This window comes from Streptomyces sp. NPDC048481 (assembly GCF_043200075.1).
GTDB lineage: Bacteria > Actinomycetota > Actinomycetes > Streptomycetales > Streptomycetaceae > Streptomyces.
Genome location: NZ_JBICXC010000003.1, coordinates 1 through 24,167, shown reverse-complemented (window position 1 = coordinate 24,167; position 24,167 = coordinate 1). Strand labels below are relative to the sequence as shown.

Here is a 24,167-nt window from a genome sequence, read left to right as displayed (position 1 = left end):
GGTTCGCCGGGTTATGGAGAGATTCGTCCGCACGTCGGCCGTGACGAACGCCCGGCGACACCCGTGACAGTCCCTCGCGGCCACCTCGAAGCTCCCTCGCGGAGCCCCGTCGCGGCCCCCCCTTCGCCCCCCGCTCGCGGCCCGTCGGCGTCCGCCGCGGGCCGTGATGAAGCCGACGGGCCCGTGACGAACGCCGATAGACGCCGTTGACGAAGGTTGGTGCCGGGCCGACCGGGTGTCAGGTGAGCGGCAGCCGGTACAGGCCGCCGGGCAGCGGCTCCACCAGCCCGTCCGCGACCAGTCCGTCCAGCGCACGCGCGCGTTGCACCGGCTCGTGCCAAACGCGGTCGAGCGCGGCCTGCGGCACGGGGGCGTGCGCGTCGCGCAGGACGGCGAGCAGCTTGCCCCTGACCTGCCGGTCGGTGCCGGCGTAGGTCTGGCCGCGGCGCGCCGGGCCGTCGTGTTCCGGCTTGCCGGCGAGCCGCCAGGCGCACTGCGCGGCGATCGGGCACCGCGCGCATGCCTCGTTCCTGGCCGTGCAGACGAGCGCGCCCAATTCCATGGACGCCGCGGCCCAGCGCGCGGCCGTCGGCTCGTCGTCCGGCAGCAGGGCGCGGGCCAGTTTGCGTTCGGCGGCCGTGGTGGCGTTCGGCGGGTACTGCACACCCCGGACGGCGCGCGCGAAGACGCGGCGGACATTGGTGTCCAGGACGGCGTGCCGCTGCCCGTACGCGAAGGAGGCGACGGCCGCCGCCGTGTACTCGCCGATGCCGGGCAGTGCCAGGAGCTGTGCGTGGTCGGACGGCACGTCGCCGCCGTGCCGTTCCGTTATGGCCACCGCGGCGCCGTGCAGGCGCAGGGCGCGGCGCGGATACCCGAGCCGCCCCCAGGCGCGCACGGCCTCGCCGGGGGCCTCCGCGGCGAGGTCGGCGGGGCGCGGCCAGCGGGCGATCCACTGCTCGTAGACCGGCAGGACGCGGCTGACCGGCGTCTGCTGGAGCATGAACTCGCTGACCATCACCCCCCAGGCCCCGGCCTCGGGGCGTCGCCAGGGGAGGTCGCGGGCGTGGTCGTCGAACCAGCCGATCACCGGGGCGTGCAGATCCGCTCCGGAGGCGTCGGTGTCGGCGTCCGCGCCGGCGCGGACGTGGACGGGGCTGCTGCTGTGCGGGGGCTTCGTGGGAGCAGTCATGGCCCTACCGATCCTGCCATGCGCACCGCGGCACGCGCGCGTACCGCCACTCGACCGGGCCGCACGGCGGAGGCGTCTCCCGCGCGGGCGCCGAGGCCATGGCCGGAGCTGCAAGGCGTGCGATCGGCAACGGCGGCGCGGGCGCGGGAGACGAAGTCGGGTGCGCGGAGGGCCGTTTCCGAAATGATGATCCGGAAAAGTTGTGTTCTCGGCGGCGGGTGGGGCCAGCGAACGCGTCGATCTCTCGTACAGTTTGGGCCGTGGGATCACTGCGCAATCCGGTCGGGCCGCTTCCCTCCTCCATCTACTGGCGACGGAGGGCCGTACTGCTGTCCGTGTTCGCCCTGTTGGCGTTGCTGGTCCTGTGGGTGACGTTGTCGGGCGGGGGCGGCGGCAGGAACGGCGCCGACGGGGGCGGCGGCAAGAATCCCGCCTCCTCGATCACGCCGGGGCCGTCCGGGTCGGGGCCCGCGATCAGCCAGAAGCCGGGCGGCCGGGACGAGTCGAGCGGGGGCGGCTCCGGCGGGTCCGGCTCGGGCACGGGATCCGGTGCGGGCTCGGGCGGCGGCGCGGGAACCGGTGGCGCGGACGGCGGTGCGGACGGGTCGGGCGATCTCGACGACGGCGTCAACGGCAGCGCGAGCGGCAACGGCGGTGTGGGCGCGATCGGCGGCGCGGGCGCCATCGGGGGCGACGGAGGCACCGCCACGACGCTGCCGGCCGGCACGACTCTGCCCAACTGTGCGCCCGGCGCGGTCACGTTGACGCTGCGCAGCGTCCGCAACGCGTACTCGCCGGACGAGGCTCCCACTTTCAGGCTGACGGCCCGCAACAGCTCGGCCGCCGACTGCAAGGTCGATCTCGGGCCCAAGAAGGCGGTGTTGACGATCACGAAGGCCGACGGCGACGACGACTACTGGTCGTCAGCGGACTGCCCCAAGGGCGCCGGGAGCCTGCTGTACCGGGTGCCGGCCGGAAGCAGCTTCACGTACACCCTGAAGTGGGACCGCAAGCCGAGCGCTCCGCAGTGCGCCACGCCTCCGGCGGGCACGGCCGCAGCGGGCACCTATCTGGTGGAGGCCAAGGCCCCGGGATTCGCGAAAGCGCAGACGTCCTTCGTCCTGAAGAGCGACTGAGTCACCGCGCGGCCGGCACCGAGCGGCGCCGGCACGCGGCCTCGCCGGCACGCGGCCTCGCCGGTACGCGCCCCGGTATCCCCGGTACGCGTTCCGGCCGGTTCAGCCGGTCAGACGTAGCGCTCCAGGATCGACGACTCGGCCAGCCGGGACAGGCCCTCGCGCACGCTCCGGGCGCGCGCCTCGCCCACGCCGTCCACCGTCTGAAGGTCGTCGACGCTCGCCGCGAGGAGTTTCTGAAGGCCGCCGAAGTGCTCGACCAGGCGGTCGATGATGGCGCCGGGCAGACGAGGCACCTTCGCCAGCAGGCGGAAGCCGCGCGGGGAGACCGCCGAGTCCAGCGCCTCGGGGGAGCCGGTGTAGCCCAACGCCCGTGCCACCGTGGACATTTCGAGCAGCTCGGCGTGGGAGAGCGCGTTCAGCTCGTAGAGCGCCTCGTCGACCGTGCGGGAGCGCTTGGCCGTGGGCTCGGGAACGTAGTCGCGGACGACCAGCTCGCGCTCCGGCTCCACGCCCGCGATCAGCTCGTCGAGCTGGAGGGCGAGCAGCCGCCCGTCCGTGCCCAGTTCGACCACGTATTCGGCGATTTCGGTGGCGATGCGCCGGACCATCTCCAGCCGCTGTGCCACCGCGGAGACGTCCCGGACCGTCACGAGGTCCTCGATCTCCAGCGCTGACAACGTTCCCGCGACCTCGTCCAGCCGGAGCTTGTAGCGCTCCAGGGTGGCCAGCGCCTGGTTCGCGCGGGACAGGATCGCCGCGGAGTCCTCCAGGACGCGGCGCTGTCCGTCGACGTACAGGGCGATCAGGCGCATGGACTGCGAGACCGAGACGACCGGGTAGCCCACCTGCTTGCTGACCCGGTCCGCCGTGCGGTGCCGGGTGCCCGTCTCCTCCGTGGGGATCGTGGGGTCCGGCACCAGCTGGACGCCCGCGCGGAGGATCTTCGACAGGTCGGAGGAGACCACGATGCCGCCGTCGAGCTTGCACAGCTCGCGCAGCCGGGTGGCGGCGAACTCCACGTCCAGGACGAACCCGCCCGTGCACATGGCCTCGACGGTCTTGTCGGAGCCCAGGACGATGAGCCCGCCGGTGTTGCCGCGCAGGATCCTCTCCAGGCCGTCGCGCAGGGCCGTGCCGGGAGCCACCGCGCTCAGCGCGGCACGCATCAGGCCGTCGGCACCGGAACTCCCACCGGACTTTCCGGGAGCTGCCGCCCGGTCGTTGGCTGCCACTGCACTCCTCCGGTCACAGGTCTGGGACGCTCCCGTTTCGCGCACTCGTTTCGTACGGACGGGCGAGACCAGGGCAAAGTCTACCGGCGGTCCTCCGGCTCCCGTGGGGCGTCTCGGCGACGGGAACGCGGCAGGACCCGCAGGGCGTCCCCCATGTCCGCGACTTCGAGGACCTTCATGCCCGCCGGGATCTTGCCGGGATCGCCCGGCACGAGCGCGTGCGTGAAGCCCAGACGGTGGGCCTCGGACAGTCTGCGCTGGACGCCCGTGACCCGTCTGACCTCGCCCGCGAGGCCCACCTCGCCGATCGCGACGAGGTTCTTGGGCAGCGGGGTGTCGCTCGCGGCGGAGGCCAGGGCGAGGGCGATCGCCAGGTCCGCGGCCGGCTCCGACAGCTTCACCCCGCCGACCGTGGCGGAGTAGATGTCCCGCTTGCCGAGGGCGCTGATCCGGCCGCGCTGCTCCAGCACGGCCAGCATCATGGAGACGCGGGAGGTCTCCAGGCCGGACGTCGTGCGCCGGGGCGAGGGGATCTGGGAGTCCACGGTGAGCGCCTGCACCTCGGCGACCAGGGGGCGGCGGCCCTCCAGGGTGACCGTCAGGCAGGTGCCCGGGACCGGTTCGTCACGACGGGTCAGGAAAAGTCCGCTGGGGTCCGCAAGGCCCGTGATGCCCTCGTCGTGCAGTTCGAAGCAGCCGACCTCGTCGGTGGCGCCGTAGCGGTTCTTGACGCCGCGCACCAGGCGCAGCCGCGCGTGCCGGTCGCCCTCGAAGCTCAGGACGACGTCCACCAGGTGTTCGAGGAGGCGGGGGCCGGCGATCGCGCCGTCCTTGGTGACGTGGCCCACCAGGAGCGTGGACATGCCGCGTTCCTTCGAGGCGCGGATCAGGGCGCCCGCCACCTCGCGGACCTGGGCCATGCCGCCGGGCGCCCCGTCGATCTCCGGAGAGGCGACCGTCTGCACGGAGTCCACGATCAGCAGGGACGGCTTCACGGCGTCCAAGTGGCCGAGCACGGCCGCGAGATCGGTCTCGGCGGCCAGGTACAGATGGTCGTCGAGAGCGCCGATGCGGTCGGCGCGCAGCCGGACCTGCGAGGCCGACTCCTCGCCCGTGACGTAGAGCGTGCGGTGCTCGTCACTGGCCGACTTGGCCGCCACGTCCAGCAGCAGCGTCGACTTGCCGACGCCGGGCTCCCCGGCCAGCAGCACCACCGCGCCGGGCACGAGCCCGCCGCCCAGGACGCGGTCCAGCTCGGGCACGCCGGTGGGGCGGGCGGTGGCCTGACGGCCGTCGACCTGGCCGATCGGGAGCGCGGAGGTGGTGACCCGGCCCGGCGCCGTCGTGCGGACCGCGGGCGTGCCGTACTCCTCGACCGTCCCCCACGCCTGGCACTCGGGGCAGCGGCCGAGCCACTTGGCCGTCTGCCAGCCGCACTCCGTGCAGCGGTAGGACGGTCGGTCCTTGGTGGTCTTCGTACGGGCAGCCATGGGGAAACCGTAACCGCCGCCACCGACAGCCGGACGGGCCTGTGGACGACCGCGCCTCCGAAGACCCCGGCGCCGCCCCTCCACGCCCTCCGCCGGTCGCGCTCCACCACCCTCCGCCGTCGCGCTCCACCGCCCTCCGCCATCGCCCCGCGACCCCTCCGCCGCCCCCTTCGCCCATCTTTCGTCACCGTCCGCGCGCGGGGGCGCGCGGCGGGGTGGGCGACGGCGCCCCCTGCGATCCGGCCACGCCCCGTCACGAACGAGCCATCGGACCCGCCTCCCCTGTCCCCTTATGAGGGATCGTTTCACCCGTACGGATTAAAAGGACTCAAGGGACAAGTGGACCTCGTTCCGCGCCGCCTACGGTCGCACGGGTGATGAGCAGCAGCCCGGAAACCTCGACCCGCACGACCGGCGCGCACCGGGCGCACCGGGAGGCGCGCGACACCGCTGCGGCGCGCACGCTCGCGCAGCGGCCGCCCGCGCGCTACGAGCCGTACCTGGACGGCCTGTTCACCTACTGTCTGTCGGTCCTGTGCGACCACGACGCGGCCACCGCCGCCCTCGGGGACGCCCTCGCGTTCGCCGAGCGGCGCGGGCAGCGGATGCCGGACGCCGCGGGCGACCGCCGGGCCTGGCTGTACGCCCTGGCCCGCTGGGCCTGCCTGCGCCAGCTCACCGAGGCCAGGCAGAGACGCCGGAGCACGCACGCCGCGCACCGCGACGGCGGCCGCCGTCGTTCGGCCGGGAAACACGCGACCACCGCGGCCTCCCCGGCCTCTCCGGCGTCCTCGGTGGACGCGGCTCCGACCGCAGCCTCCGTCCCCTCCGCCTCCAGCGCCTCTGTCACGCCCGGGGGTCCCGTTCCCGACGGGCTTCAGGAGCGGCGGCAGCGCGAACTCGCCCTGCTCGCCTGGCCGGAGGCCGCGGGCACTTCTCCGGAGCAGCGCGAGGCCCTGGAACTGGCCGTTCGTCATCACCTGGCCGCGCACGAGGTCGCCGCCGTGCTCGGCAGGGATCTCGCCGCCGCCCGCGAACTGCTCGCCTCCGCGGCCTGTGAGGTCGAGCGCACGCGCGCGGCGCTCGCCGTCGTCGAGACCGGCGGCTGTCCCGGTGTGAGCCGGCTCGCCGGTGAGAACCAGCTCGTGCTGAGCGCCGCCCTGCGCCGCGAACTGGTCCGGCACGTCGACGACTGCCCGCACTGCCGCCGCGCCGCCGAGCGGGCCGTCCCCGGCCGCTGGCCCGGCGCCGGCGTCACCCCCGCCGAGCTGCCGATCCTGGAGGCGCCCCGCGCGCAGCTGCACGTCGCCATGGCGAGGCCCTCCCGCGCGCGGGGAGTCGCCGTGCCGCGCTACGACCGGCGCGGTTTCCCGATGGACCCCAAGGACCGCGCCGCCCGCCGGGAGCGTCTGCGCGCGCGTGCCGTCACGACGACCGTCGTCGCCACCGTCGTCGCCGCCCCCGTCATCGCCCTGTGGGCGGCCTACCGCGGCACACCGACGGGGGAGGGGGCCGAGGGCCGCTCGGCGAGCGCGGGAGAGGCGCACGGCCCCGGCAGCTTCGACGGCGAGGCCGGGGGCGGCTACGAGAACGCCGGGAACGTCAGCACCCGGCCCGGCGCCGACCCGGCCCGGCGCGGCGAGCCGGACGTCTCGGTGGAGGTCATCAGCGTCAGCGGACTCGGGCACGGTGCGGCCGGCCGGCTGTCGGTGAAGGCCGTCACCAGCGGCGACACCACCCTCATCACCCTCGCCGCGTCCGCGGAGGCGGAGAAGCCGATCCGCTGGTCGGCCACCACGGCGGCGCCCTGGCTCTACCTGAGCCGTGCCACGGGCACGTTGAAGCCCGGCGAGTCGGTGAGGGTCAGGGTGTACGTCGACCCCCTGCGCGAGCCCTCCGGTCACTGGCACGCGCGCGTGGCGATCGCCCCGGCGGGCGCGGTCGTCTCGATCGAGGGCTACGGCACCGCTCCCGGCCCGTCGCACCCCGGCGACGGGCACGGTCACGGCCATGGCCCGGGTCCCGGCGATCCGCCGGCCACGTCCGGCCCGGAGCCGACCCCGACGGCCCCGTCCTCCCCGGACCCCACCCCGACGGCCCCGCCCACCTCGGCGGACCCGGAGCCGACTCCCGGGGACCCGTCCCCGTCCGCCCCGGACAGCCCGTCCCCGACGAACGACGACGACCCGCCGAGCCCGGCCACGTCCTAGCAGTGCCGCCCGCGATCGGCTAAGCCGGATCGCCCGTGTCAGGCCGGGCGACCGGGGCGACGGCGGCGGACGGGGCGGCGGCAGGAGCGACCGGGTCCGCCGGGTGCGGGGCCAGCAGGGGCAGCTGCGCGGCGAGGCGCTCCTCGCACAGTTCGACGAGCCGGTCGTAGCCGGCCTTGCCCATCAGCTCGGTCAGCTCGGGGCGGTACGACACGTACACCGGGTCGCCCGCGCCGTGCGCCGAGGTGGCCGAGGTGCACCACCAGTGCAGGTCGTGGCCGCCCGGTCCCCAGCCGCGCCGGTCGTACTCGCCGATCGACACCTGCAGCACGCGCGTGTCGTCGGGCCGGTCGATCCAGTCGTAGGTCCGCCGCACCGGAAGCTGCCAGCAGACGTCCGGCTTGGTCTCCAGCGGCTCGCGGCCCTCGCGCAGGGCCAGGATGTGCAGCGAGCAGCCCGCGCCGCCGGCGAACCCCGGCCGGTTCTGGAAGATGCAGGAGCCGTTGAACGGGCGGGTCTGGCGGGAGCCCTCCTCGTCCTGCGAGACCCAGCCGCCGCGCCGGCCCTCGGCGTGGTGCTGCCAGATGTCGGGGGTGAGCCTCGCCACGTGCTCGGCGACGCGCTTCTCGTCGTCCTCGTCGGAGAAGTGGGCGCCCAGCGAGCAGCACCCGTCGTCCGCGCGGCCCGCCTGGATGCCCTGGCAGCCGCTGCCGAAGATGCAGTTCCAGCGCGAGGTCAGCCAGGTCAGATCGCAGCGGAAGACCTGCTCGGCGTCGGCCGGGTCCGGGAACTCCACCCACGCGCGGGCGAAGTCCAGCCCCTTCTCGTCGTCGGCCGGAGCCTTGGCCGCCGCGTCCTTGCCGGGCTTCTTCGGCGGCTTCACCGGCTTCGCCCGCGAGGGGCCGCCGGCGGGTTTGTCGGCCTTCGCCTTGTTCGTCTTTGGCACCCGTCCAGGGTAAGTCGCCGAGGGCCGCTCCGGGGACGTCGTCCGCCTCCCGGGCGTTCCGTTCCCGACGGGGCGTTCCGACCCGCGCCACCTGGACCGTCCGGTGGGGCAGTAGCGTTCCCTGCATGAGACTCGGTGTCCTCGACGTGGGATCGAACACGGTGCATCTGCTGGTGGTGGACGCACACCCGGGCGCGTGCCCGCTGCCCGCGCACTCGCACAAGGTGGAACTGCGCCTTGCCCAACTCCTCGACGGGGACGGGGCGATCGGCGCCGAGGGCGTCGACAGACTGATCGCGGTGGTGCGGGAGGCGCTCCAGGCCGCCGAGGACAAGGGCGTCGAGGATCTGCTGCCCTTCGCGACCTCGGCCGTGCGCGAGGCCAGCAACGCCGACGAGGTCCTCGCGCGCGTGCGGGCCGAGACGGGCGTCGAGCTTCAGGTTCTCTCCGGCGCCGAGGAGGCCCGGCACACGTTTCTCGCCGCCCGCCGCTGGTTCGGCTGGTCGGCCGGCAAGCTGCTGGTCCTGGACATCGGCGGCGGCTCCCTTGAGATCGCGTTCGGCATGGACGAGGAGCCCGACGCGGCGGTGTCGCTGCCGCTGGGCGCGGGCCGTCTCACCGCGGGCTGGCTCCCCGGCGACCCGCCCGACGCGGAGGACGTCCGGGCCCTGCGCCGCCACGTCCGGGCGCAGATCGCCCGCACGGTCGGCGAGTTCGCCCGGTTCGGCGCCCCCGACCACGTCGTCGCCACCTCGAAGACCTTCAAGCAGCTCGCCCGCATAGCCGGCGCGGCCCGCTCCACCGAGGGCCAGTACGTCCAGCGCGAGCTGAAGCGGGAGTCCCTGGAGGCCTGGGTGCCGCGGCTGGCGGGCATGACGGCGGCCCAGCGGGCGGAGCTGCCCGGGGTCTCCGAGGGCCGCGCCAACCAGCTCCTCGCCGGTGCGCTGGTGGCCGAGGGGGCCATGGACCTCTTCGGCATCGAGTCGGTCGAGGTCTGCCCCTGGGCGCTCAGGGAGGGCGTCATCCTGCGCAAACTCGATCACATGGCGTCGGCGTGACGGACCCGTCGGCGTGACCGGAGTCGCGGAGGCGACAGAGGCGACAGAGGTGACGGACCCGGCAGCGCGGCGGCCGCCGTCGGCCCCACGACGACCGTGGCGCAGGCGCCGTACCCGCCCGACGTGACGTACCCGACAAGGGGGCGCGCGCGGCGGCCGGACGGCGCACCGAACAGGGAGCTGAGCTGCGCGTCGGGCGGTGCGAGGGCGCAACTGCGCGCGGGCGTCGGGGGCGCGAGGGCCCCGCACCCACCCGGTCCCACCCCGTAACCTGTGCACCATGGCAGAGCCAGTCGTGCGGATCCCGGATGCGAAGGTCGCCCTGTCGACTGCCTCGGTCTATCCGGAGTCGACGGCGACGGCCTTCGAGATCGCCGCACGCCTCGGCTACGACGGCGTCGAGGTCATGGTCTGGAACGACCCCGTCAGCCAGGACATCGACGCGCTGCGCAGACTCAGCGACTTCCACCGGATCCCGATCCTCGCCGTGCACGCCCCCTGCCTGCTCATCACGCAGCGGGTGTGGTCGACCGACCCGTGGACCAAGCTCCAGCGGGCCCGCGCGGCCGCGGAGAAGCTCGGCGCGAGCACCGTCGTCGTCCACCCGCCGTTCCGCTGGCAGCGCCAGTACGCGCGCGACTTCGTCACCGGCATCTGGCGGATGGCGGACGAGACGGACGTGCGGTTCGCCGTCGAGAACATGTACCCCTGGCGCTACCGCGACCGCGAGATGCTCGCCTACGCCCCCGACTGGGACGTCACGAAGGACGACTACCGGCACTTCACCATCGACCTCAGCCACGCCGCGACGTCCCGCACGGACGCGATGGGCATGGTCGACCGCATGGCCGACCGGCTGGGCCACGTCCATCTCGCCGACGGAAACGGTTCCGCGAAGGACGAGCACCTGGTGCCCGGACGCGGCTCCCAGCCCTGCGCGGAGCTGCTGGAGCGGCTCGCGCTGACCGGTTTCGACGGGCACGTCGTGATCGAGGTCAACACCCGGCGCGCGATGTCCGGCGCCGAACGGGAGGCCGATCTGGCGGAGGCGCTGGCCTTCACCCGCCTGCACCTGGCGTCGGCGTCCCGAGGCGCACCCGGAACGCCCGGCGCACCCGCCTCCTCCGCGTCCCCCGCCCCCTCGGCCTCATCCGGCCCGTCACGCCCATCCGGCCCGTCAGGCTCCCCGTCCCCGTCCTCGGCGTCCCGGGCCGCCGCCCCGCCGCAGTCCGGGTCCCACTCCTCCGTCCCGGCCCCGTCGGCGCCCTCGGCCCCGCCGTCGTCGTCCGCCCGGTCGTCGCGCCGCTCGTCGGCGAGGGCGCGCCGCCGGTGAGCGGCGTCACCGCCCGCCGGCGCGGCCGGCCCCCACGGGCCGAGTCGGGCGACACCCGCGACCGCATCCTGACCGCCGCCCGCGAGGAGTTCGCCGAGCGGGGCTACGACAAGACGTCCGTGCGCGGGATCGCCAAGGCGGCCGGTGTGGACCCGGCCCTGGTCCACCACTACTTCGGCACCAAGGAACAGGTCTTCGAGACGTCGATCGAGGTGGCCTTCGCGCCCGCGCTGAACGCGCCGGAGGCGGTCGCCGACGGGCCGCCGGACCAGGTCGGCGAACGTCTCGCCCGCTTCATCTTCGGCGTCTGGGAGAACCCGACCACCCGCAAGCCGCTGCTCGCGATCGTGCGGTCCGCCGTCAACAACGACACCGCGGCCGCCGTCTTCCGCCGTCTGGTCGCCTCCCAGCTGCTGCGCCGCATCGCCTCCCAGCTCGACCTGCCGGACGCCGAGCTGCGCGCCGAGCTGGCCGCGGCGCAGCTGGTGGGCTGCGCGATGCTGCGGTACGTGATCAAGGTGGAGCCGCTGGCCTCGGCCGATCTGGAGCAGATCATCGCGCGCGTGGCACCGGTCGTTCAGGGGCATCTCACCGGCCCCTGAGGGCCTCCGCGCCGAGACATGCGTCCCGCATTCCGGACACCTCGTCCCGCCCCCTGGATGACCGGCGTACGCTCGTTAGCAGCCCCACCCGTCTGAAGGAGCGAGCGACGATGCCCGAGCTGAGGTCCCGCACAGTCACCCACGGACGCAACATGGCGGGCGCCCGCGCCCTTATGCGCGCCTCCGGTGTACCCGGTGCGGACATCGGGCGGAAGCCGATCATCGCGGTGGCGAACAGCTTCACCGAGTTCGTGCCCGGCCACACGCACCTCCAGCCGGTCGGCCGGATCGTCAGCGACGCCATCCGCGAGGCCGGCGGCATCCCGCGCGAGTTCAACACGATCGCCGTCGACGACGGCATCGCGATGGGCCACGGCGGCATGCTCTACAGCCTGCCCTCGCGCGACCTGATCGCGGACAGCGTGGAGTACATGGTCGAGGCGCACTGCGCGGACGCCCTGATCTGCATCTCCAACTGCGACAAGATCACCCCGGGCATGCTGAACGCGGCCCTGCGGCTGAACATCCCCACGGTCTTCGTGTCCGGCGGCCCGATGGAGTCCGGCCGCGCCACGCTCGTCGACGGCACGGTCCGCACCCTCGACCTGGTCGACGCGATCTCCGACGCCGTGAACGACAAGATCTCGGACGAGGACATCCTCCGCATCGAGGAGAACGCCTGTCCGACCTGCGGCTCCTGTTCCGGCATGTTCACCGCCAACTCGATGAACTGCCTGACCGAGGCCATCGGCCTGTCCCTCCCCGGCAACGGCTCGGTCCTGGCCACGCACACGGCCCGCCGGGCGCTGTACGAGGACGCGGGCCGCACGGTCATGGACATCACCCGCCGCTACTACGAGCAGGACGACGAGACGGTCCTGCCGCGCAACATCGCCACCGTCGCGGCCTTCGAGAACGCGATGGCCCTCGACATCGCGATGGGCGGCTCGACCAACACGATCCTGCACCTCCTCGCCGCCGCCCAGGAGGCGGGCGTCCCCTTCGGCCTGGAGGAGATCAACGAGGTCTCGCGCCGCGTGCCCTGCCTGGCCAAGGTGGCGCCGAACGTCGCGAAGGACCGCACGTACTACATGGAGGACGTGCACCGCGCCGGCGGCATCCCCGCCCTCCTCGGCGAACTGCACCGCGCGGGACTGCTCAACGAGGACGTGCACGCGGTCCACAGCCCGTCGCTCGGGGACTGGCTGAAGACCTGGGACGTCCGCGCCGGCTCGCCGTCCCCCGAGGCCGTGGAACTGTGGCACGCGGCCCCCGGCTGCGTCCGCTCCGCCGAGGCCTTCTCCCAGTCCGAGCGCTGGGAGGCGCTGGACGAGGACGCCGAGGGCGGCTGCATCCGCTCCGCCGAGCACGCCTACAGCAAGGACGGCGGCCTCGCCGTCCTGCGCGGCAACCTCGCGGTCGACGGCTGCGTGGTCAAGACGGCCGGCGTCGACGAGTCGATCTGGACCTTCGAGGGCCCGGCCGTCGTCTGCGAGTCGCAGGAGGAGGCCGTCGAGAAGATCCTCAACAAGCAGGTGACGCACGGCGACGTCGTCGTCATCCGCTACGAGGGTCCCAAGGGCGGTCCGGGCATGCAGGAGATGCTCTACCCGACGTCCTTCCTCAAGGGCCGCGGCCTCGGCAAGACCTGTGCGCTGGTCACCGACGGCCGCTTCTCCGGCGGCACGTCGGGCCTGTCGATCGGCCACGCCTCGCCCGAGGCCGCGTCCGGCGGCACGATCGCCCTCGTCGAGGACGGTGACCGCATCCGCATCGACATCCCGAACCGCACGATCGAGCTGCTCGTCGACGACGCCGAGCTGGCCCGGCGCGAGGCGGCCCTCGGTGGCGTGTACGCGCCGAAGAACCGCGAACGCAAGGTGTCCGCCGCGCTGCGCGCCTACGCCGCCATGGCGACGAGCGCCGACAAGGGCGCGGTACGGGACGTGTCGAAGCTCGGCTGACGCCCACCCCGCCGGCCCGGTGTCCCCATGAGGGCCGTCTCCGCATCCCGGAGGCGGCCCTCGACACATCCGCCACCTGACGGCCGGCGACCGAGACCGCCGCGCCGCGCCCGCCTGCGTCAGCGGCTCCGTCCGCGCTACCGGGGCAGCCCGCCCCGCCGGGCGCGGCCGGCATCACCAGCGCGCCGGGTCCCGTCCGTCGACCGCGAAGACGGTGCCGTCCGGGGCGCCCGCGTAGACCCGGTCGCCGGCCGCCTGGGGCGCGGGCAGCGTGGCCACCACCCGGTCCGAGTGCGCGCCGAGCCGCAGCGCCGTCTGCCCGAGGAGCCTGCCGTCCGCCGCGCCGACGGCGAGGAGCCGCCCGTCGGCGGCGCTGAAGTAGACGTGTCCGCCGTCGGCGGCCGGCGCCGAGCCCCGGCTCACCGCGCTCTGCAGGGACCACACCTTTCGTCCGGCGGCCGTGTCGACGGCCGTCAGCGTGCCGTCGAAGCCCAGCAGGTACACCCGGTCGCCGTGCACCGTGGCCTGTGCCTCCTGCATCGTGACGTCCAGCCGGACCCGCCGCGCCGCCCGGCCCGCGGGGTCGTAGCGGACGACGGCGTCGACCGTGCCGTCACCGCCGCCCCGGGACAGCAGGACCGCGCTGCCTGCGGCGGTGCCCACCAGGTCGAGCGCGCCGTCGAGCCGCGCCTTCCACCGCACCTCGCCGGTGGCGGGGTCGACGGCGGTGATCCTCGTGTGCCCGTCGTCGGTGACGCCCGACGCGTACGCCAGCGGATCGCCCGGGAAGGACGCGAAGTAGGGCTCGCTCACCCCCGGGATGCGGTGGCTCCAGAGCGTCCCGCCCGTCGCGGCGGCCACACCGGTGACCGTCCCGTCGGCCGCGGTCAGCAGCAGCGTGCCGCCGGCCACGCGCCAGCTCACGTACCCCGACAGTCCCCGCTGCCAGCGCGGGGCGCCCGTGGCCGGGGCGAGCGCCTCGACGAGCCTGCCCGCGTGCGTGACCACCAGCGCCGCACCGCCCGCGAGCGCGGGCGCCTCGGCCGGCCGGTCGCCGTCGGCGAGCGCGTGCCGCCACAGCACGTGCCCGTCGCCCGCGTCCAGCGCGGACACCAGACCCGGCTGCGCGCAGAGCACCCGCTTCGCGCCGGTCGCGCACAACGGCATGCCGCCCGTTCCGGCGCCCGAGCCCGCTCCGGGCGCGGCCTTGGCCGGCCGGGTGCTCCAGGGGCGGAAAGGGGGCGAGGCGGAGGGCGATCCGGCCGCGTCGCCTCGCGTGTCACGGTCCGAGTCGCCGCCGTCGGACAACATCGCGGCGCCGAGCGCGCCGCCGACGAGGACGACGGCCATCGCGCCGGCCGCCAGAGCGACCCGCCCGCGCCGCCGCCCGCCCCGGCCCCGGGCCCACGCCCCGGCCCGCCCGCCCGGCGCCCGTCCGGCCCCGTCCACCTGCGCGGACGCGCCCCCCGACGTCTCCTCGGAGACCTCCGACCGCTCCGGTTCCCCGAGAGCCGCCGACGGCTCCACGGACGCCCCCGTCGCCGCCGAGACGCCCGTGACCCCCGAAACCGCCGGACCCACCGGTTCACCGGGGCGCACGGGTTCCCCCAGGTCCACGAAGCCCGCCGGATCCGTCGTCCCGACATCCGTCGTCCGGACATCCGCCGGATCCGTCGGCCCAATGCCTAGCGAGTCCCCTGCCTCGACGTCCGCCCGGTCCGTCCAGCCGTCTCCGAGGGCCCGCTGCGACGGTATGAACGACTGGTTGAGGAACGACTGCGTGTCGTACGAGGCCGCCACCGACCGCAGTTCCCGCATCAACTCGTCCGGAGTGGGCCGCTCCTCCGGCTCCTTGGCGAGGCAGCGCGAGACCAGCGGCGCGAGGTTGTCCGGCACGCCGGTCAGATCCGGTTCGTCGTGCACGACCTGGTAGGCGACGACGTAGGGGCTGTCGGAGTCGAACGGCCCGCGTCCGGTCGCCGCGTGCACCATGACCGACCCGAGCGCGAAGACGTCGGCGGCCGGGCCGACCTCGCGGGGCCGCCGGAACTGCTCCGGCGCCATGAACGGCGGTGTGCCGATCAACTTGCCGGTCTCCGTGCGCAGTTCGCTGTCCTTGGGCCGGGAGATGCCGAAGTCGATCACCTTCGGCCCGTCGTCGGCGAGCAGCACGTTGCTCGGCTTGAGGTCCCGGTGGACCACCCCGACCCGGTGGATGTCCCGCAGCGCCTCCGCGAGCCCGGCCATCAGCCGCCGCAACTCACCCGAATTCAGGGACCCGTTCCGCTTCACCTGCTCGGCGAGGGTGGACCCGGGGATGAACAGGGTGGCCATCCAGGGCCGTTCGGCCTCCGGGTCGGCGTCGACGACGGGCGCGGTGAACGCCCCGCTCACCCGCCGGGCCGCGGCCACCTCCTGCCGGAAACGGCCCCTGAACTCGGGATCGCGGGCGAACCGGGCGTGCACGATCTTCACCGCGACCTTCATCCCGGAGGTGCTGCGGGCAAGGTGCACCTCGCCCATGCCACCGGAGCCCAGGCGTTCCCGCAGGCGGTAGTGGCCGGCGTACTCCGGAAGTTCCGCTTCCGCGCCCGCTCCGGTGTTGCGCTGTGGCGACATGAACCACCCCCGTGCTGTTCAACCGTGCGCGCGACGCACGGAGCCTAGTCGATGACTCCGAGGGCGCAGAGGCGGCTTGCTAGCCTGCGCGTGCGAATTCTGCACAGGTGTTTCATTGCGGGATCCGAGGGAATCAACGTGGCCCCATGGCACTCATGGGGTCCGACGGGGGAGGTTTTTCATGTCCGTGGAACGCGTGGAACGGGTGGAAGAGGCCGAGAGCGCAGAGACGGCGGTGGCCGTCACGGCGGCGGATCTCAAGACGGTCGCCCTCACCTACTACCCGGTGGCCCCGGGCGTCCGGCTGAACGTGCGCAGCGGCCCGGGCACCGGCTACTCGGTGGTCAGGGTGCTGGCCGAGGGCGTCAAGGTCCCGATCCACTGCCAGACGCGGGGCACCTCGGTGTCCGGCCCGTACGGCACGTCGACCATCTGGGACAACATCGGGGACGGCCAGTTCGTCGCGGACGCGTACGTGCACACCGGCAGCGACGGTTTCGTCGCCGGACGCTGCGCCTGATACGACCGCCGGGGCCGCCTTCGAAGCCCCGCGCCCGAGCAGACCGCCGCGCCTGTTCCGGGGCCCCGCGTCCGATCCGGCGCTGACGGGCTGCCCGGAGCGTCGTCGCGAGGGGCCTTCAGCCGCCCGCCCTCACGACGGGGTTCCGGGCGGCCCGCCCGCAGGTCCGCGCCGGCCCGGAGCCATAATCGTCCCGTGAGCGACGAAAACGGCACCCCGGACACCTCGGCGGGCTTCCTGGGCACCCCGGCCGGCCGGGCGGCCGGAACCCCCGCCGGCGTGGACTCCGGGCCCGGCCCCCGCCCGGAGCCCTTGCGCTTCTTCGGCACCACCTGGGTGGACCACGACCCCGGCCTCCGCGGCTACGCGGTCCGCCGGGCCGCCGCCGCCGTGGGTTCCCTCGCCGCTGCCGCCGTCTCCTGCCTCGTGCTGCGCTTCGCCTACCAGGGCATCGCCATCGCCGACCTCGGCGGCTTCGTGACCGTCCTGATCGTGGTGATGTTCGCGGTGTGCAGCGCCCTCGCCTTCCGCCACACGTGGGACGGCTTCACCAAGCGCCCCGACCCCGACCGCCAGGCCTCCCTGCGCGGCCTGCTGGCCATCGGGTTCGTCGGCTCCCTGCTCGCCTACTTCTTCCGCACGCTCGTCGAGGCCCCCGGTGAGGGGCTGCACCGCCGGGAACTCGAAGAGGCCCGCCGCCGCCACACCCGGCGCTCCACCCGCCGCACCGGTAACCCCTCGAAGAAGCGCCGCCGCGCCTGACGGCGGACGGCCACCCGCCCGAACCCCGGTGCGCCGTCCTGGGCCCCCGTCCGGATCTTCCTCGGCTCGTCCGCGTCGTCATGGGCCCGTAAACCCGTTCCCCTCCGCGCCCGCCCCCCGCGAGCATGGCCGCATGACGGTCTCCTCCCACGCAGCCCGGGTCCACGCGGCCAGAGCCCACTCCTTCAACTCCGCCGCGGCCCAGTACGCCGCCAACCGTCCCTCGTACCCGACCGCCCTCCTCGACGCGATCGAGGAACTGGCCGGCCGCCCGCTCACCGGCGCGCGGGTCGCGGACGTCGGGGCCGGCACCGGCATCTCGACCGCTCTCCTGCACGCCCGCGGCGCGGACGTCGTCGCCGTCGAACCGGGAGAGGGCATGGCCGCGCAGTTCCGGCGGGTCCTCCCCGAGGTGCCGGTCGTCCGGGGCGACGGCAACCGCCTGCCGCTGGCCGACGCCTGCCTCGACTTCCTCACCTACGCGCAGTCCTGGCACTGGACCGACCCGGCCCGCGCGGTCCCGGAGGCGCTGCGCGTGCTGCGTCCGGGCGGGGCGCTGGCCCTGTGGTGGAACACCGACGCCCCGGACGTGGCCTGGCTCGCCGAGCAGAGCCGGCGCATCGCACGGCACTTCGGCCAGGACGTTCCCGGCCCCGACCGGAACGTGAGCGCCCGTGCCGTCGACCCCTCGGGCCGCCTGGACCCGGTCCGCCGTGAGGTCCGCTGGAGCCGCCGCGTCCCGATCGACACGCATCTGGCCAACATCGGCAGCCACTCGGCCTTCCTGGTGCAGGGCGAGGAGGCGACGGCGGCGTTCCTGGCCGAGGAGCGCGAGCACCTGACCCGCGTCTTCCCCGACGGCCTCGTCGAAGAGGTCTACGACGTCGTCCTGCTGCTCACGACCAGGCCTTGACCCGAGGCGACCCCCGAGGCCGACTCCCGCCCTCATCCCGACGTCTGCTCCCGCGCGGCGGCCCACCTCCAGGGCCGCCGCGCGCGCACGTTCCCCTCAGGGCCGCCCGCTGTTCCCCGGAGGGGTCTTCCCCCGCCTACGGAGCGGCCGACCCTCCACCTCTCCGCGCCCGCGCCGCTTGACGCCTCACCACCGGCGCGAGCATTATTCATCGCATGATGAATTTCAGGTCCGGCTCCCGTCCGCCCGACGGGGAAGCGCGGCCGACCGAGAAGCAGACCCCGCTCAGGCCCGCCCCCGCCGCCCCCGACGACCTCGCCGCCCCGGCCGTCCGCGCCCAGGGCCTCACCGTGGTCCGCGGCCCCCGCACCGTGCTGCGCGCCCTCGACTTCACCGTCCCCCGCGGCCAGATCACCGGCCTCCTGGGCCCCTCCGGCTGTGGCAAGTCGACCCTCATGCGCGCCGTCGTCGGCACCCAGGCGAAGGTCACCGGCACACTGGACGTCCTCGGCCGCCCCGCCGGCCACCCCGCACTGCGCGCCCGCATCGGCTACGTCACCCAGGCCCCCTCCGTCTACGACGACCTGACGGTCCGCCAGAACCTCGACTACTTCGCGGCGATCCTCGACCCCGGCCGGGCGGCCGCGGACCGGCGCGCCGACGACGTCACCCGCGTCATCGCCGACGTCGACCTGACCACCCACGCGGACGCCCTGGCCGGCAACCTCTCCGGCGGCCAGCGCAACCGCGTCTCCCTGGCCGTCGCCCTCCTCGGCGCACCCGAACTCCTGGTACTCGACGAGCCCACCGTCGGCCTCGACCCCGTCCTGCGCCGCGACCTGTGGAACCTCTTCCACGACATCGCCGCGAGCCGGGGCGCGACCCTCCTGGTCTCCTCCCACGTCATGGACGAGGCCGAGCGCTGCCACCGCCTCCTCCTCATGCGCGAGGGCCGGATCCTCGCCGACGCCACCCCCGACGCCCTGCGCACCCGCACCGGCGCCGACACCGTCGAGTCGGCGTTCCTGCACCTGGTGGACGCCGCCGCACGGACGGCCCGAGCCAAGGAGAGCACCCGATGACCACGCGCACGCCCCCCGCCCCGCCCGCCGCCGCGTCCCGCGCCCCGGCGCCCGGCGGCGCCCTGAACGCGTCCCGCACCACCGCCACCGCGGCCCGCGTGCTCCGCCAGCTGCGCCACGACCCGCGCACGATCGCGCTGCTGATCCTCATCCCCTGCGTGATGCTGTTCCTGCTCCGCTACGTCTTCGACGGCAGCCCCCGCACCTTCGACAGCATCGGCGCGTCCCTGCTCGGCGTCTTCCCGCTGATCACGATGTTCCTGGTGACCTCCATCGCCACCCTGCGCGAACGCACCTCGGGCACCCTCGAACGCCTCCTCGCCATGCCACTGGGCAAAGGGGACCTGATCGCCGGCTACGCGCTCGCCTTCGGCGCCCTCGCGATCGTCCAGTCGGCCCTGGCCACGGCCCTGGCCGTGTGGTTCCTCGACCTCGACGTCACCGGCAGCCCTTGGCTCCTGCTCCTGGTGGCCCTCCTGGACGCCCTGCTCGGCACGGCGCTCGGCCTCTTCGTCTCCGCTTTCGCGGCCTCGGAGTTCCAGGCCGTCCAGTTCATGCCGGCGGTGATCTTCCCCCAGCTTCTGCTGTGCGGCCTCTTCGCCCCGCGCGACACCATGCACCCCGCCCTGGAAGCCGTCTCCGACATCCTGCCCATGTCCTACGCCGTCGACGGCATGAACGAGGTCCTCCACCACACGGACATGACGGCGACCTTCGTCCGCGACGTCCTCGTCGTCGCCGGCTGCGCCCTCCTGGTCCTGTTCCTGGGCGCCGCGACGCTGCGCCGCCGCACCCCCTGACCGCGCCGGGCCGCGTCCGGCCGCCCCCGGGACGCGTCGTCCGCCCACCGGACATCCGGCCCCGCCCCGCACCCCCGGTGCGAGGATGACCCCGGACGACGGACGACGCACCCCAAAGGACCCTCCGCCATGACCCAGAAAGTCGCAGTCCTCGGCACCGGCAAGATCGGCGAAGCCCTTCTCAGCGGCATGATCCGAGGCGGCTGGCGCCCGGCCGACCTCCTCGTCACCGCGCGCCGCGCCGAGCGGGCCGAGGAACTCCGCTCCCGGCACGGCGTCACCCCGGTCACCAACACCGAGGCCGCCAAGACCGCCGACACCCTGATCCTCACGGTCAAGCCGCAGGACATGGGCGCGCTCCTGGACGAACTCGCCCCGCACGTCCCCGCCGACCGCCTGGTCATCAGCGGCGCCGCCGGCATCACGACCGCCTCCATCGAGGAGCGCCTCGCCGCCGGCGCCCCGGTGGTCCGCGTCATGACGAACACCCCCGCCCTCGTCGACGAGGCCATGTCCGTCATCTCGGCCGGCACCCACGCCACCCCCGCCCACCTCGCCCACACCGAGGAGATCTTCGGCGCCGTCGGCAAGACCCTCCGCGTCCCCGAGTCCCAGCAGGACGCCTGCACCGCCCTCTCCGGCTCCGGCCCGGCGTACTTCTTCTACCTGGTGGAAGCGATGACCGACGCCGGCATCCTGCTCGGCCTGCCCCGCGACACGGCCCACGACCTGATCGTCCAGTCCGCGATCGGCGCCGCGACCATGCTCCGCGACAGCGGCGAGCACCCGGTCAAGCTCCGCGAGAACGTCACGTCCCCCGCGGGCACGACCATCAACGCCATCCGCGAACTCGAGAACCACGGCGTCCGGGCCGCCCTCATCGCCGCCCTGGAAGCGGCCCGCGACCGCAGCCGCGAACTCGCCGCGGGCAAGAAGGACTGACCCTCACCGGGAGGGCGCGGAGGCGGTCAGACGCCGGCCGCCTCCACGATCTCCTTCGTGGTCACCACCCGCGCGAACCCGCCCCCGTGCAGCGACACCGCCGAGGCCTGCGCGATCTCGTCGGCCCCACGCCGCCAGCCGAACGGCCCCTCCAGATCGAACGTGTAGGTCGCGTCGTACGCGAACAGCACGTCGTACCCGAGGTTCCCGCCCATCCGCGCCGTCGTCTCGGCGCACATGTTGGTCTGGATCCCGGCCACCACGATCTGCGAGATCCCCTGAGCCGTGAGCCAGGCCCCCAGATCGGGCGTCCCCAGGAAGGCCGAGTTCACGGTCTTCGTGACGAACAGCTCGGCCCCCGCGCCCTTCCCCCGGCGCTCCTCCACGTACTCCTTGAACCCGTTCCCCTCGTACCCCGGGCGCAGGGGCGACCCCGGCTTCTCCGAGTCGTGCCGCACGAACACGACCGGCCGCCCCGACCCCTGCCACACGTCCACCAGGGCGGCGATGTTGTCGTCGGCCCCGGGATTGTTCCGCGGCCCCCAGTACTCCAGCTCCTCGAACCCCTTCTGCACGTCGACGACCACCAGCGCTGCGTTCTCTGCGATGTCCATGCCCCGATCCTGCCGCCGGGCCGGCCCGCGCCCCAGAGTCCGCGAAGTCATCGATCGATGGTTTACTGCCAGCCATGAAGCCTGCGTACCGGGTCGCCCTCGTCGCCTTCCCCGGCATCCGCGCCTTCGACGTCTCCGTCATCACCGAGGTCTGGGGCGCCGACCGCACCGACCGCGGCGTCCCCGCCTTCGACCTGCGCAGAGTCTCCGCCGACATCACCACGCCGATCCCGATGCGCGGCGGCCTCGCCCTCCTGCCCGACCGCCCCCTCGGCTGGCTCGCCCGCGCCGACCTCGTCCTGGTCCCCGGCCTCGACGACCACCTCACCCCGGCGCCCGCCCCCGTCCTGGACGCCCTCCGCCGCGCCCACGCCCGCGGCACCACCCTGGCCGCCCTCTGCGGCGGCGCGTTCACCCTCGCCCAGGCCGGTCTCCTCGACGGCCGCCGGGCGATCACCCACTGGCACCTCGTCGACCTCCTGCGCACCCACCACCCCCGGGTCACCGTCGTCCCCGACGCCCTCTTCATCGAGGACGCCAACATCTGGACCGCCGCCGGCACGGCGGCCGGCATCGACCTCTGCCTCCACCTGGTCCGCCGCTCCCACGGCGCGGAGACGGCCGCCGCCATCGCCCGCTCGATGGTCACCGCCCCCTTCCGCACCGGCGGCCAGGCCCAGTTCATCGAACACCCCACCCCGCACGCCGACCGGGACGCCGACGCCCTCGCCGCCGTACGCGAACACGCCCTGCGCCACCTGCACGAACCGCTCACCGTCGCCGGCCTGGCCGCGCACGCCGGCATGTCCCCGCGCAGCTTCGCCCGCCACTTCGCCGCGGCGACCGGGACCACCCCCCTGCGCTGGCTCCTCGACCAGCGCGTCGCCGCCGCCCAGAAACTCCTCGAACGCACCGACCTCCCCATGCCCGAGGTCGCCCGCCGCGCCGGGTTCGGCAGCGAGGTCACGATGCGCCAGCACTTCGCAGCGCGCCTCGCCACCAGCCCGCGCGCCTACCGAGCCGCGTTCAGCGCGGCCCCCGCCACCGGCTCCGCCGCGGACTCCACCCCAGGCTCCACCAGCGGCGGAAGCAGCCCGATCGCGCGATAGGCGCCGTCCACCACGGGCCGGGCCATGGCCCGCGCCTTCTCGGCCCCGTCCCGCAGCACCCGCTCCACGTACCCGGGGTCGGCGCACAGTTCCTGGTGCCGGGCCCGCAAGGGCCGCAGCACCTCCACCACCGCGTCGGCCGTGTCCTTCTTCAGATTCCCGTAGGACGTGTACCCGGTGCTCAGCGCCTGCGGATCACCGCCCGTGCACGCGGCGAGGATCTCCAGCAGGTTCGCGACCCCGGGCCGCCCGGCACGGTCGTACACGACCTCCCGCCCGCTGTCGGTGACGGCCCGCATCACCTTCTTCCGGACGACGTCGGGCTCGTCCAGCAGATAGACGATGCCGGGCCCGAAGTCGTCGCTCTTGCCCATCTTCGACCCCGGATCCTGAAGGTTCATCACCCGCGCCGCCACCGCCGGAAGCGTGGCCTTCGGCACGACGAACGTGTGCCCGTACCGCTGGTTGAACCGCACCGCCAGATCCCGCGCCAGCTCCACGTGCTGCGCCTGGTCGTCGCCGACCGGCACCTCGTCGGTCGCGTAGGCGAGGATGTCCGCCGCCATGAGCACGGGATACGTCAGCAGCGACAGCCGGACGCCGCCCCCGCGCTCCCGCTCCCGCGCGGCCTTCTCCTTGTACTGGATCATCCGCCGCATCTCGCCGTCCGTGGCCACGCACTCCAGCAGGTACGACAACCGGGCGTGCTCGTCCACATGGCTCTGGACGAAGACGGTGCACAGCCGGGGATCCAGTCCCGCCGCCAGCAGCAGCGTCGCCGCCTGCCGGCTCAGCCGGCGCACCCGCGCCGGATCGTGCTCCACGGTCAGGGCGTGCAGATCGACCACGCAGAACAACGCGTCCGCCCGGTGCTGGTCCACCTCGGCCCACTGCCGAAGCGCTCCCAGGTAGTTCCCCAGCGTCAGGTGCCCCGTCGGCTTGATCCCGCTGAAGACCCGCTTCATCTCTCCACCTCCTGGTCGAGACCGCCGCCCCGGCCGGCCGATCCCCTGAAACCCTGGAGGGAGATACGAGAACGGCCGCCGAAGCGGCGGCCGTTGAGTGCATACGTGAGCGCGGCCGCCGTCAGGCGGCCCACCACAGCTGGGTGCACGTACGCGTAGTCATGGGGGTCAGCGTACGCCTCAGGGATGCCACCGGGACATGAGTTGACACACCCCGACCGCATACGTAGTGTTCTCCGAGTTGTCCGACGTGAGCGCCGACCCCGGTCGGTCCCCGGACGGCCATTCCGCAGGTAACCACCACCTCTCGACGTGCAGTGCATTCGTCTGCCGTCGCGTCGTTCCGGTGTCTATTCGCGAAATGAGGAATCCGCGTTCGAAAGGGCGCAGGACCCCGATTGGCTTCGGTGGCCGGGAATCCGCTAAAGTCTCACTCGTCGGAACGGCCCAACAGCCGGGAAGACAAGCCCCCTCTGACTGGGAATCAGGCCCGAAAGGATCTGATAGAGTCGGAATCGCCGGAAAGGGAAACCGCGAAACAAAAGCGGGAACCTGGAAAGCACCGAGGAAATCGGATCGGGAAAAGATCTGATAGAGTCGGAAACGCAAGACCGAAGGGAAGCGCCCGGAGGAAAGCCCGAGAAGTTCGGGTGAGTACAAAGGAAGCGTCCGTTC

General features: G+C 73.8%; 20 protein-coding genes. 13 read left to right on the top strand and 7 right to left on the bottom strand.

Translation table 11 applies throughout. The annotated features are described in order from the left end of the window. Positions 1-238 precede the first annotated feature (238 nt). Positions 239-1,192: an A/G-specific adenine glycosylase gene (locus ACGFSH_RS10750; RefSeq protein WP_393347043.1), complete on the bottom strand. Its 954-nt coding sequence runs from the start codon at positions 1,190-1,192 to the stop codon at positions 239-241. Positions 1,193-1,452: 260 nt separating this feature from the next. On the opposite strand from ACGFSH_RS10750, the gene ACGFSH_RS10745 reads away from it, so the two are divergent. Continuing rightward, the gene (locus ACGFSH_RS10745; protein WP_393347042.1) at positions 1,453-2,328 is read left to right on the top strand and encodes a hypothetical protein; all 876 of its coding nucleotides are present in this window, start codon (positions 1,453-1,455) and stop codon (positions 2,326-2,328) included. A gap of 110 nt (positions 2,329-2,438) precedes the next feature. Here the strand turns inward: ACGFSH_RS10745 and disA are convergent, their stop codons facing one another. Both disA and radA read right to left on the bottom strand, forming a co-directional pair. After that, complete coding sequence (disA, locus tag ACGFSH_RS10740) at positions 2,439-3,563, bottom strand: DNA integrity scanning diadenylate cyclase DisA (RefSeq protein WP_069773158.1); 1,125 nt, start codon at positions 3,561-3,563, stop codon at positions 2,439-2,441. An 80-nt stretch (positions 3,564-3,643) separates the two neighbouring features. Beyond that, the gene (radA, locus tag ACGFSH_RS10735; RefSeq protein ID WP_393347041.1) at positions 3,644-5,053 is read right to left on the bottom strand and encodes a DNA repair protein RadA; all 1,410 of its coding nucleotides are present in this window, start codon (positions 5,051-5,053) and stop codon (positions 3,644-3,646) included. Positions 5,054-5,427: 374 nt separating this feature from the next. On the opposite strand from radA, the gene ACGFSH_RS10730 reads away from it, so the two are divergent. Then, positions 5,428-7,263, top strand: a complete 1,836-nt coding sequence (locus ACGFSH_RS10730; RefSeq protein WP_393347039.1) for a hypothetical protein — start codon at positions 5,428-5,430, stop codon at positions 7,261-7,263. A gap of 19 nt (positions 7,264-7,282) precedes the next feature. Here ACGFSH_RS10730 and ACGFSH_RS10725 read toward each other — a convergent pair whose 3' ends face one another. Then, the gene (locus ACGFSH_RS10725) at positions 7,283-8,209 is read right to left on the bottom strand and encodes a hypothetical protein (RefSeq protein ID WP_393347037.1); all 927 of its coding nucleotides are present in this window, start codon (positions 8,207-8,209) and stop codon (positions 7,283-7,285) included. A 125-nt stretch (positions 8,210-8,334) separates the two neighbouring features. On the opposite strand from ACGFSH_RS10725, the gene ACGFSH_RS10720 reads away from it, so the two are divergent. The 4 genes from ACGFSH_RS10720 (at position 8,335) to ilvD (ending at position 13,166) form a co-directional block, all read left to right on the top strand. Further along, entirely contained in the window at positions 8,335-9,267 is a 933-nt protein-coding gene (locus ACGFSH_RS10720) for a Ppx/GppA family phosphatase (protein WP_393347035.1), read from the top strand. Positions 9,268-9,547: 280 nt separating this feature from the next. Continuing rightward, a complete protein-coding gene (locus ACGFSH_RS10715; RefSeq protein WP_393347033.1) occupies positions 9,548-10,600 on the top strand; it encodes a sugar phosphate isomerase/epimerase family protein in 1,053 nt (350 codons plus the stop codon). Beyond that, the gene (locus tag ACGFSH_RS10710) at positions 10,597-11,202 is read left to right on the top strand and encodes a TetR family transcriptional regulator (protein ID WP_393347031.1); all 606 of its coding nucleotides are present in this window, start codon (positions 10,597-10,599) and stop codon (positions 11,200-11,202) included. Before ACGFSH_RS10715 ends, ACGFSH_RS10710 begins: the two co-directional genes overlap by 4 nt. 110 nt (positions 11,203-11,312) lie before the next feature. Further along, positions 11,313-13,166 carry a dihydroxy-acid dehydratase gene (gene ilvD, locus ACGFSH_RS10705; RefSeq protein WP_393347029.1) on the top strand — a complete coding sequence of 618 codons (1,854 nt, stop codon included), beginning with the start codon at positions 11,313-11,315 and terminating at the stop codon, positions 13,164-13,166. Positions 13,167-13,340: 174 nt separating this feature from the next. On the opposite strand, the gene ACGFSH_RS10700 is transcribed toward ilvD, so the two are convergent. Next, a complete protein-coding gene (locus tag ACGFSH_RS10700; protein WP_393347027.1) occupies positions 13,341-15,785 on the bottom strand; it encodes a serine/threonine-protein kinase in 2,445 nt (814 codons plus the stop codon). 181 nt (positions 15,786-15,966) lie between these two features. Between ACGFSH_RS10700 and ACGFSH_RS10695 the strand changes: the two genes are divergently transcribed. The 6 genes from ACGFSH_RS10695 to proC all read left to right on the top strand — a co-directional run bounded on the left by ACGFSH_RS10695 (position 15,967) and on the right by proC (position 20,804). Continuing rightward, positions 15,967-16,305: an SH3 domain-containing protein gene (locus tag ACGFSH_RS10695; RefSeq protein WP_393347025.1), complete on the top strand. Its 339-nt coding sequence runs from the start codon at positions 15,967-15,969 to the stop codon at positions 16,303-16,305. Positions 16,306-16,500: 195 nt separating this feature from the next. After that, positions 16,501-17,067 (top strand): EamA/RhaT family transporter, encoded by a 567-nt coding sequence (locus ACGFSH_RS10690; protein ID WP_393347023.1) that lies wholly within the window; start codon positions 16,501-16,503, stop codon positions 17,065-17,067. Positions 17,068-17,200: 133 nt separating this feature from the next. Beyond that, positions 17,201-17,980, top strand: a complete 780-nt coding sequence (locus ACGFSH_RS10685; protein WP_393347021.1) for a class I SAM-dependent methyltransferase — start codon at positions 17,201-17,203, stop codon at positions 17,978-17,980. A 215-nt stretch (positions 17,981-18,195) separates the two neighbouring features. Then, positions 18,196-19,062: an ABC transporter ATP-binding protein gene (locus ACGFSH_RS10680; RefSeq protein WP_393347019.1), complete on the top strand. Its 867-nt coding sequence runs from the start codon at positions 18,196-18,198 to the stop codon at positions 19,060-19,062. Then, complete coding sequence (locus ACGFSH_RS10675; protein ID WP_393347017.1) at positions 19,059-19,862, top strand: ABC transporter permease; 804 nt, start codon at positions 19,059-19,061, stop codon at positions 19,860-19,862. The genes ACGFSH_RS10680 and ACGFSH_RS10675 overlap by 4 nt, the downstream gene beginning before the upstream one ends. Positions 19,863-19,991: 129 nt before the next feature. Then, complete coding sequence (proC, locus tag ACGFSH_RS10670; protein ID WP_393347015.1) at positions 19,992-20,804, top strand: pyrroline-5-carboxylate reductase; 813 nt, start codon at positions 19,992-19,994, stop codon at positions 20,802-20,804. A 26-nt stretch (positions 20,805-20,830) separates the two neighbouring features. On the opposite strand, the gene ACGFSH_RS10665 is transcribed toward proC, so the two are convergent. Beyond that, entirely contained in the window at positions 20,831-21,418 is a 588-nt protein-coding gene (locus ACGFSH_RS10665; RefSeq protein WP_393347013.1) for a cysteine hydrolase family protein, read from the bottom strand. Between the two features lie 74 nt (positions 21,419-21,492). Here ACGFSH_RS10665 and ACGFSH_RS10660 point away from each other — a divergent pair, with 74 nt between their 5' ends. After that, the gene (locus tag ACGFSH_RS10660) at positions 21,493-22,527 is read left to right on the top strand and encodes a GlxA family transcriptional regulator (RefSeq protein WP_393347011.1); all 1,035 of its coding nucleotides are present in this window, start codon (positions 21,493-21,495) and stop codon (positions 22,525-22,527) included. Here the strand turns inward: ACGFSH_RS10660 and trpS are convergent. Beyond that, positions 22,431-23,492 carry a tryptophan--tRNA ligase gene (trpS, locus tag ACGFSH_RS10655; RefSeq protein WP_393347009.1) on the bottom strand — a complete coding sequence of 354 codons (1,062 nt, stop codon included), beginning with the start codon at positions 23,490-23,492 and terminating at the stop codon, positions 22,431-22,433. The genes ACGFSH_RS10660 and trpS overlap by 97 nt on opposite strands. Between the last annotated feature and the right edge of the window lie 675 nt (positions 23,493-24,167).

What these genes read in the sequence shown, in the direction of transcription:
- ACGFSH_RS10750 (WP_393347043.1), bottom strand. Translation starts at nt 1,192, where the DNA reads ATGACTGCTCCCACGAAGCCCCCGCACAGCAGCAGCCCCGTCCACGTC.
- radA (WP_393347041.1), bottom strand. Translation starts at nt 5,053, where the DNA reads ATGGCTGCCCGTACGAAGACCACCAAGGACCGACCGTCCTACCGCTGC.
- ACGFSH_RS10720 (WP_393347035.1), top strand. Translation starts at nt 8,335, where the DNA reads ATGAGACTCGGTGTCCTCGACGTGGGATCGAACACGGTGCATCTGCTG.
- ACGFSH_RS10715 (WP_393347033.1), top strand. Translation starts at nt 9,548, where the DNA reads ATGGCAGAGCCAGTCGTGCGGATCCCGGATGCGAAGGTCGCCCTGTCG.
- ilvD (WP_393347029.1), top strand. Translation starts at nt 11,313, where the DNA reads ATGCCCGAGCTGAGGTCCCGCACAGTCACCCACGGACGCAACATGGCG.
- ACGFSH_RS10700 (WP_393347027.1), bottom strand. Translation starts at nt 15,785, where the DNA reads ATGTCGCCACAGCGCAACACCGGAGCGGGCGCGGAAGCGGAACTTCCG.
- ACGFSH_RS10695 (WP_393347025.1), top strand. Translation starts at nt 15,967, where the DNA reads ATGTCCGTGGAACGCGTGGAACGGGTGGAAGAGGCCGAGAGCGCAGAG.
- ACGFSH_RS10685 (WP_393347021.1), top strand. Translation starts at nt 17,201, where the DNA reads ATGACGGTCTCCTCCCACGCAGCCCGGGTCCACGCGGCCAGAGCCCAC.
- ACGFSH_RS10680 (WP_393347019.1), top strand. Translation starts at nt 18,196, where the DNA reads ATGATGAATTTCAGGTCCGGCTCCCGTCCGCCCGACGGGGAAGCGCGG.
- ACGFSH_RS10675 (WP_393347017.1), top strand. Translation starts at nt 19,059, where the DNA reads ATGACCACGCGCACGCCCCCCGCCCCGCCCGCCGCCGCGTCCCGCGCC.
- proC (WP_393347015.1), top strand. Translation starts at nt 19,992, where the DNA reads ATGACCCAGAAAGTCGCAGTCCTCGGCACCGGCAAGATCGGCGAAGCC.
- ACGFSH_RS10665 (WP_393347013.1), bottom strand. Translation starts at nt 21,418, where the DNA reads ATGGACATCGCAGAGAACGCAGCGCTGGTGGTCGTCGACGTGCAGAAG.
- ACGFSH_RS10660 (WP_393347011.1), top strand. Translation starts at nt 21,493, where the DNA reads ATGAAGCCTGCGTACCGGGTCGCCCTCGTCGCCTTCCCCGGCATCCGC.
- trpS (WP_393347009.1), bottom strand. Translation starts at nt 23,492, where the DNA reads ATGAAGCGGGTCTTCAGCGGGATCAAGCCGACGGGGCACCTGACGCTG.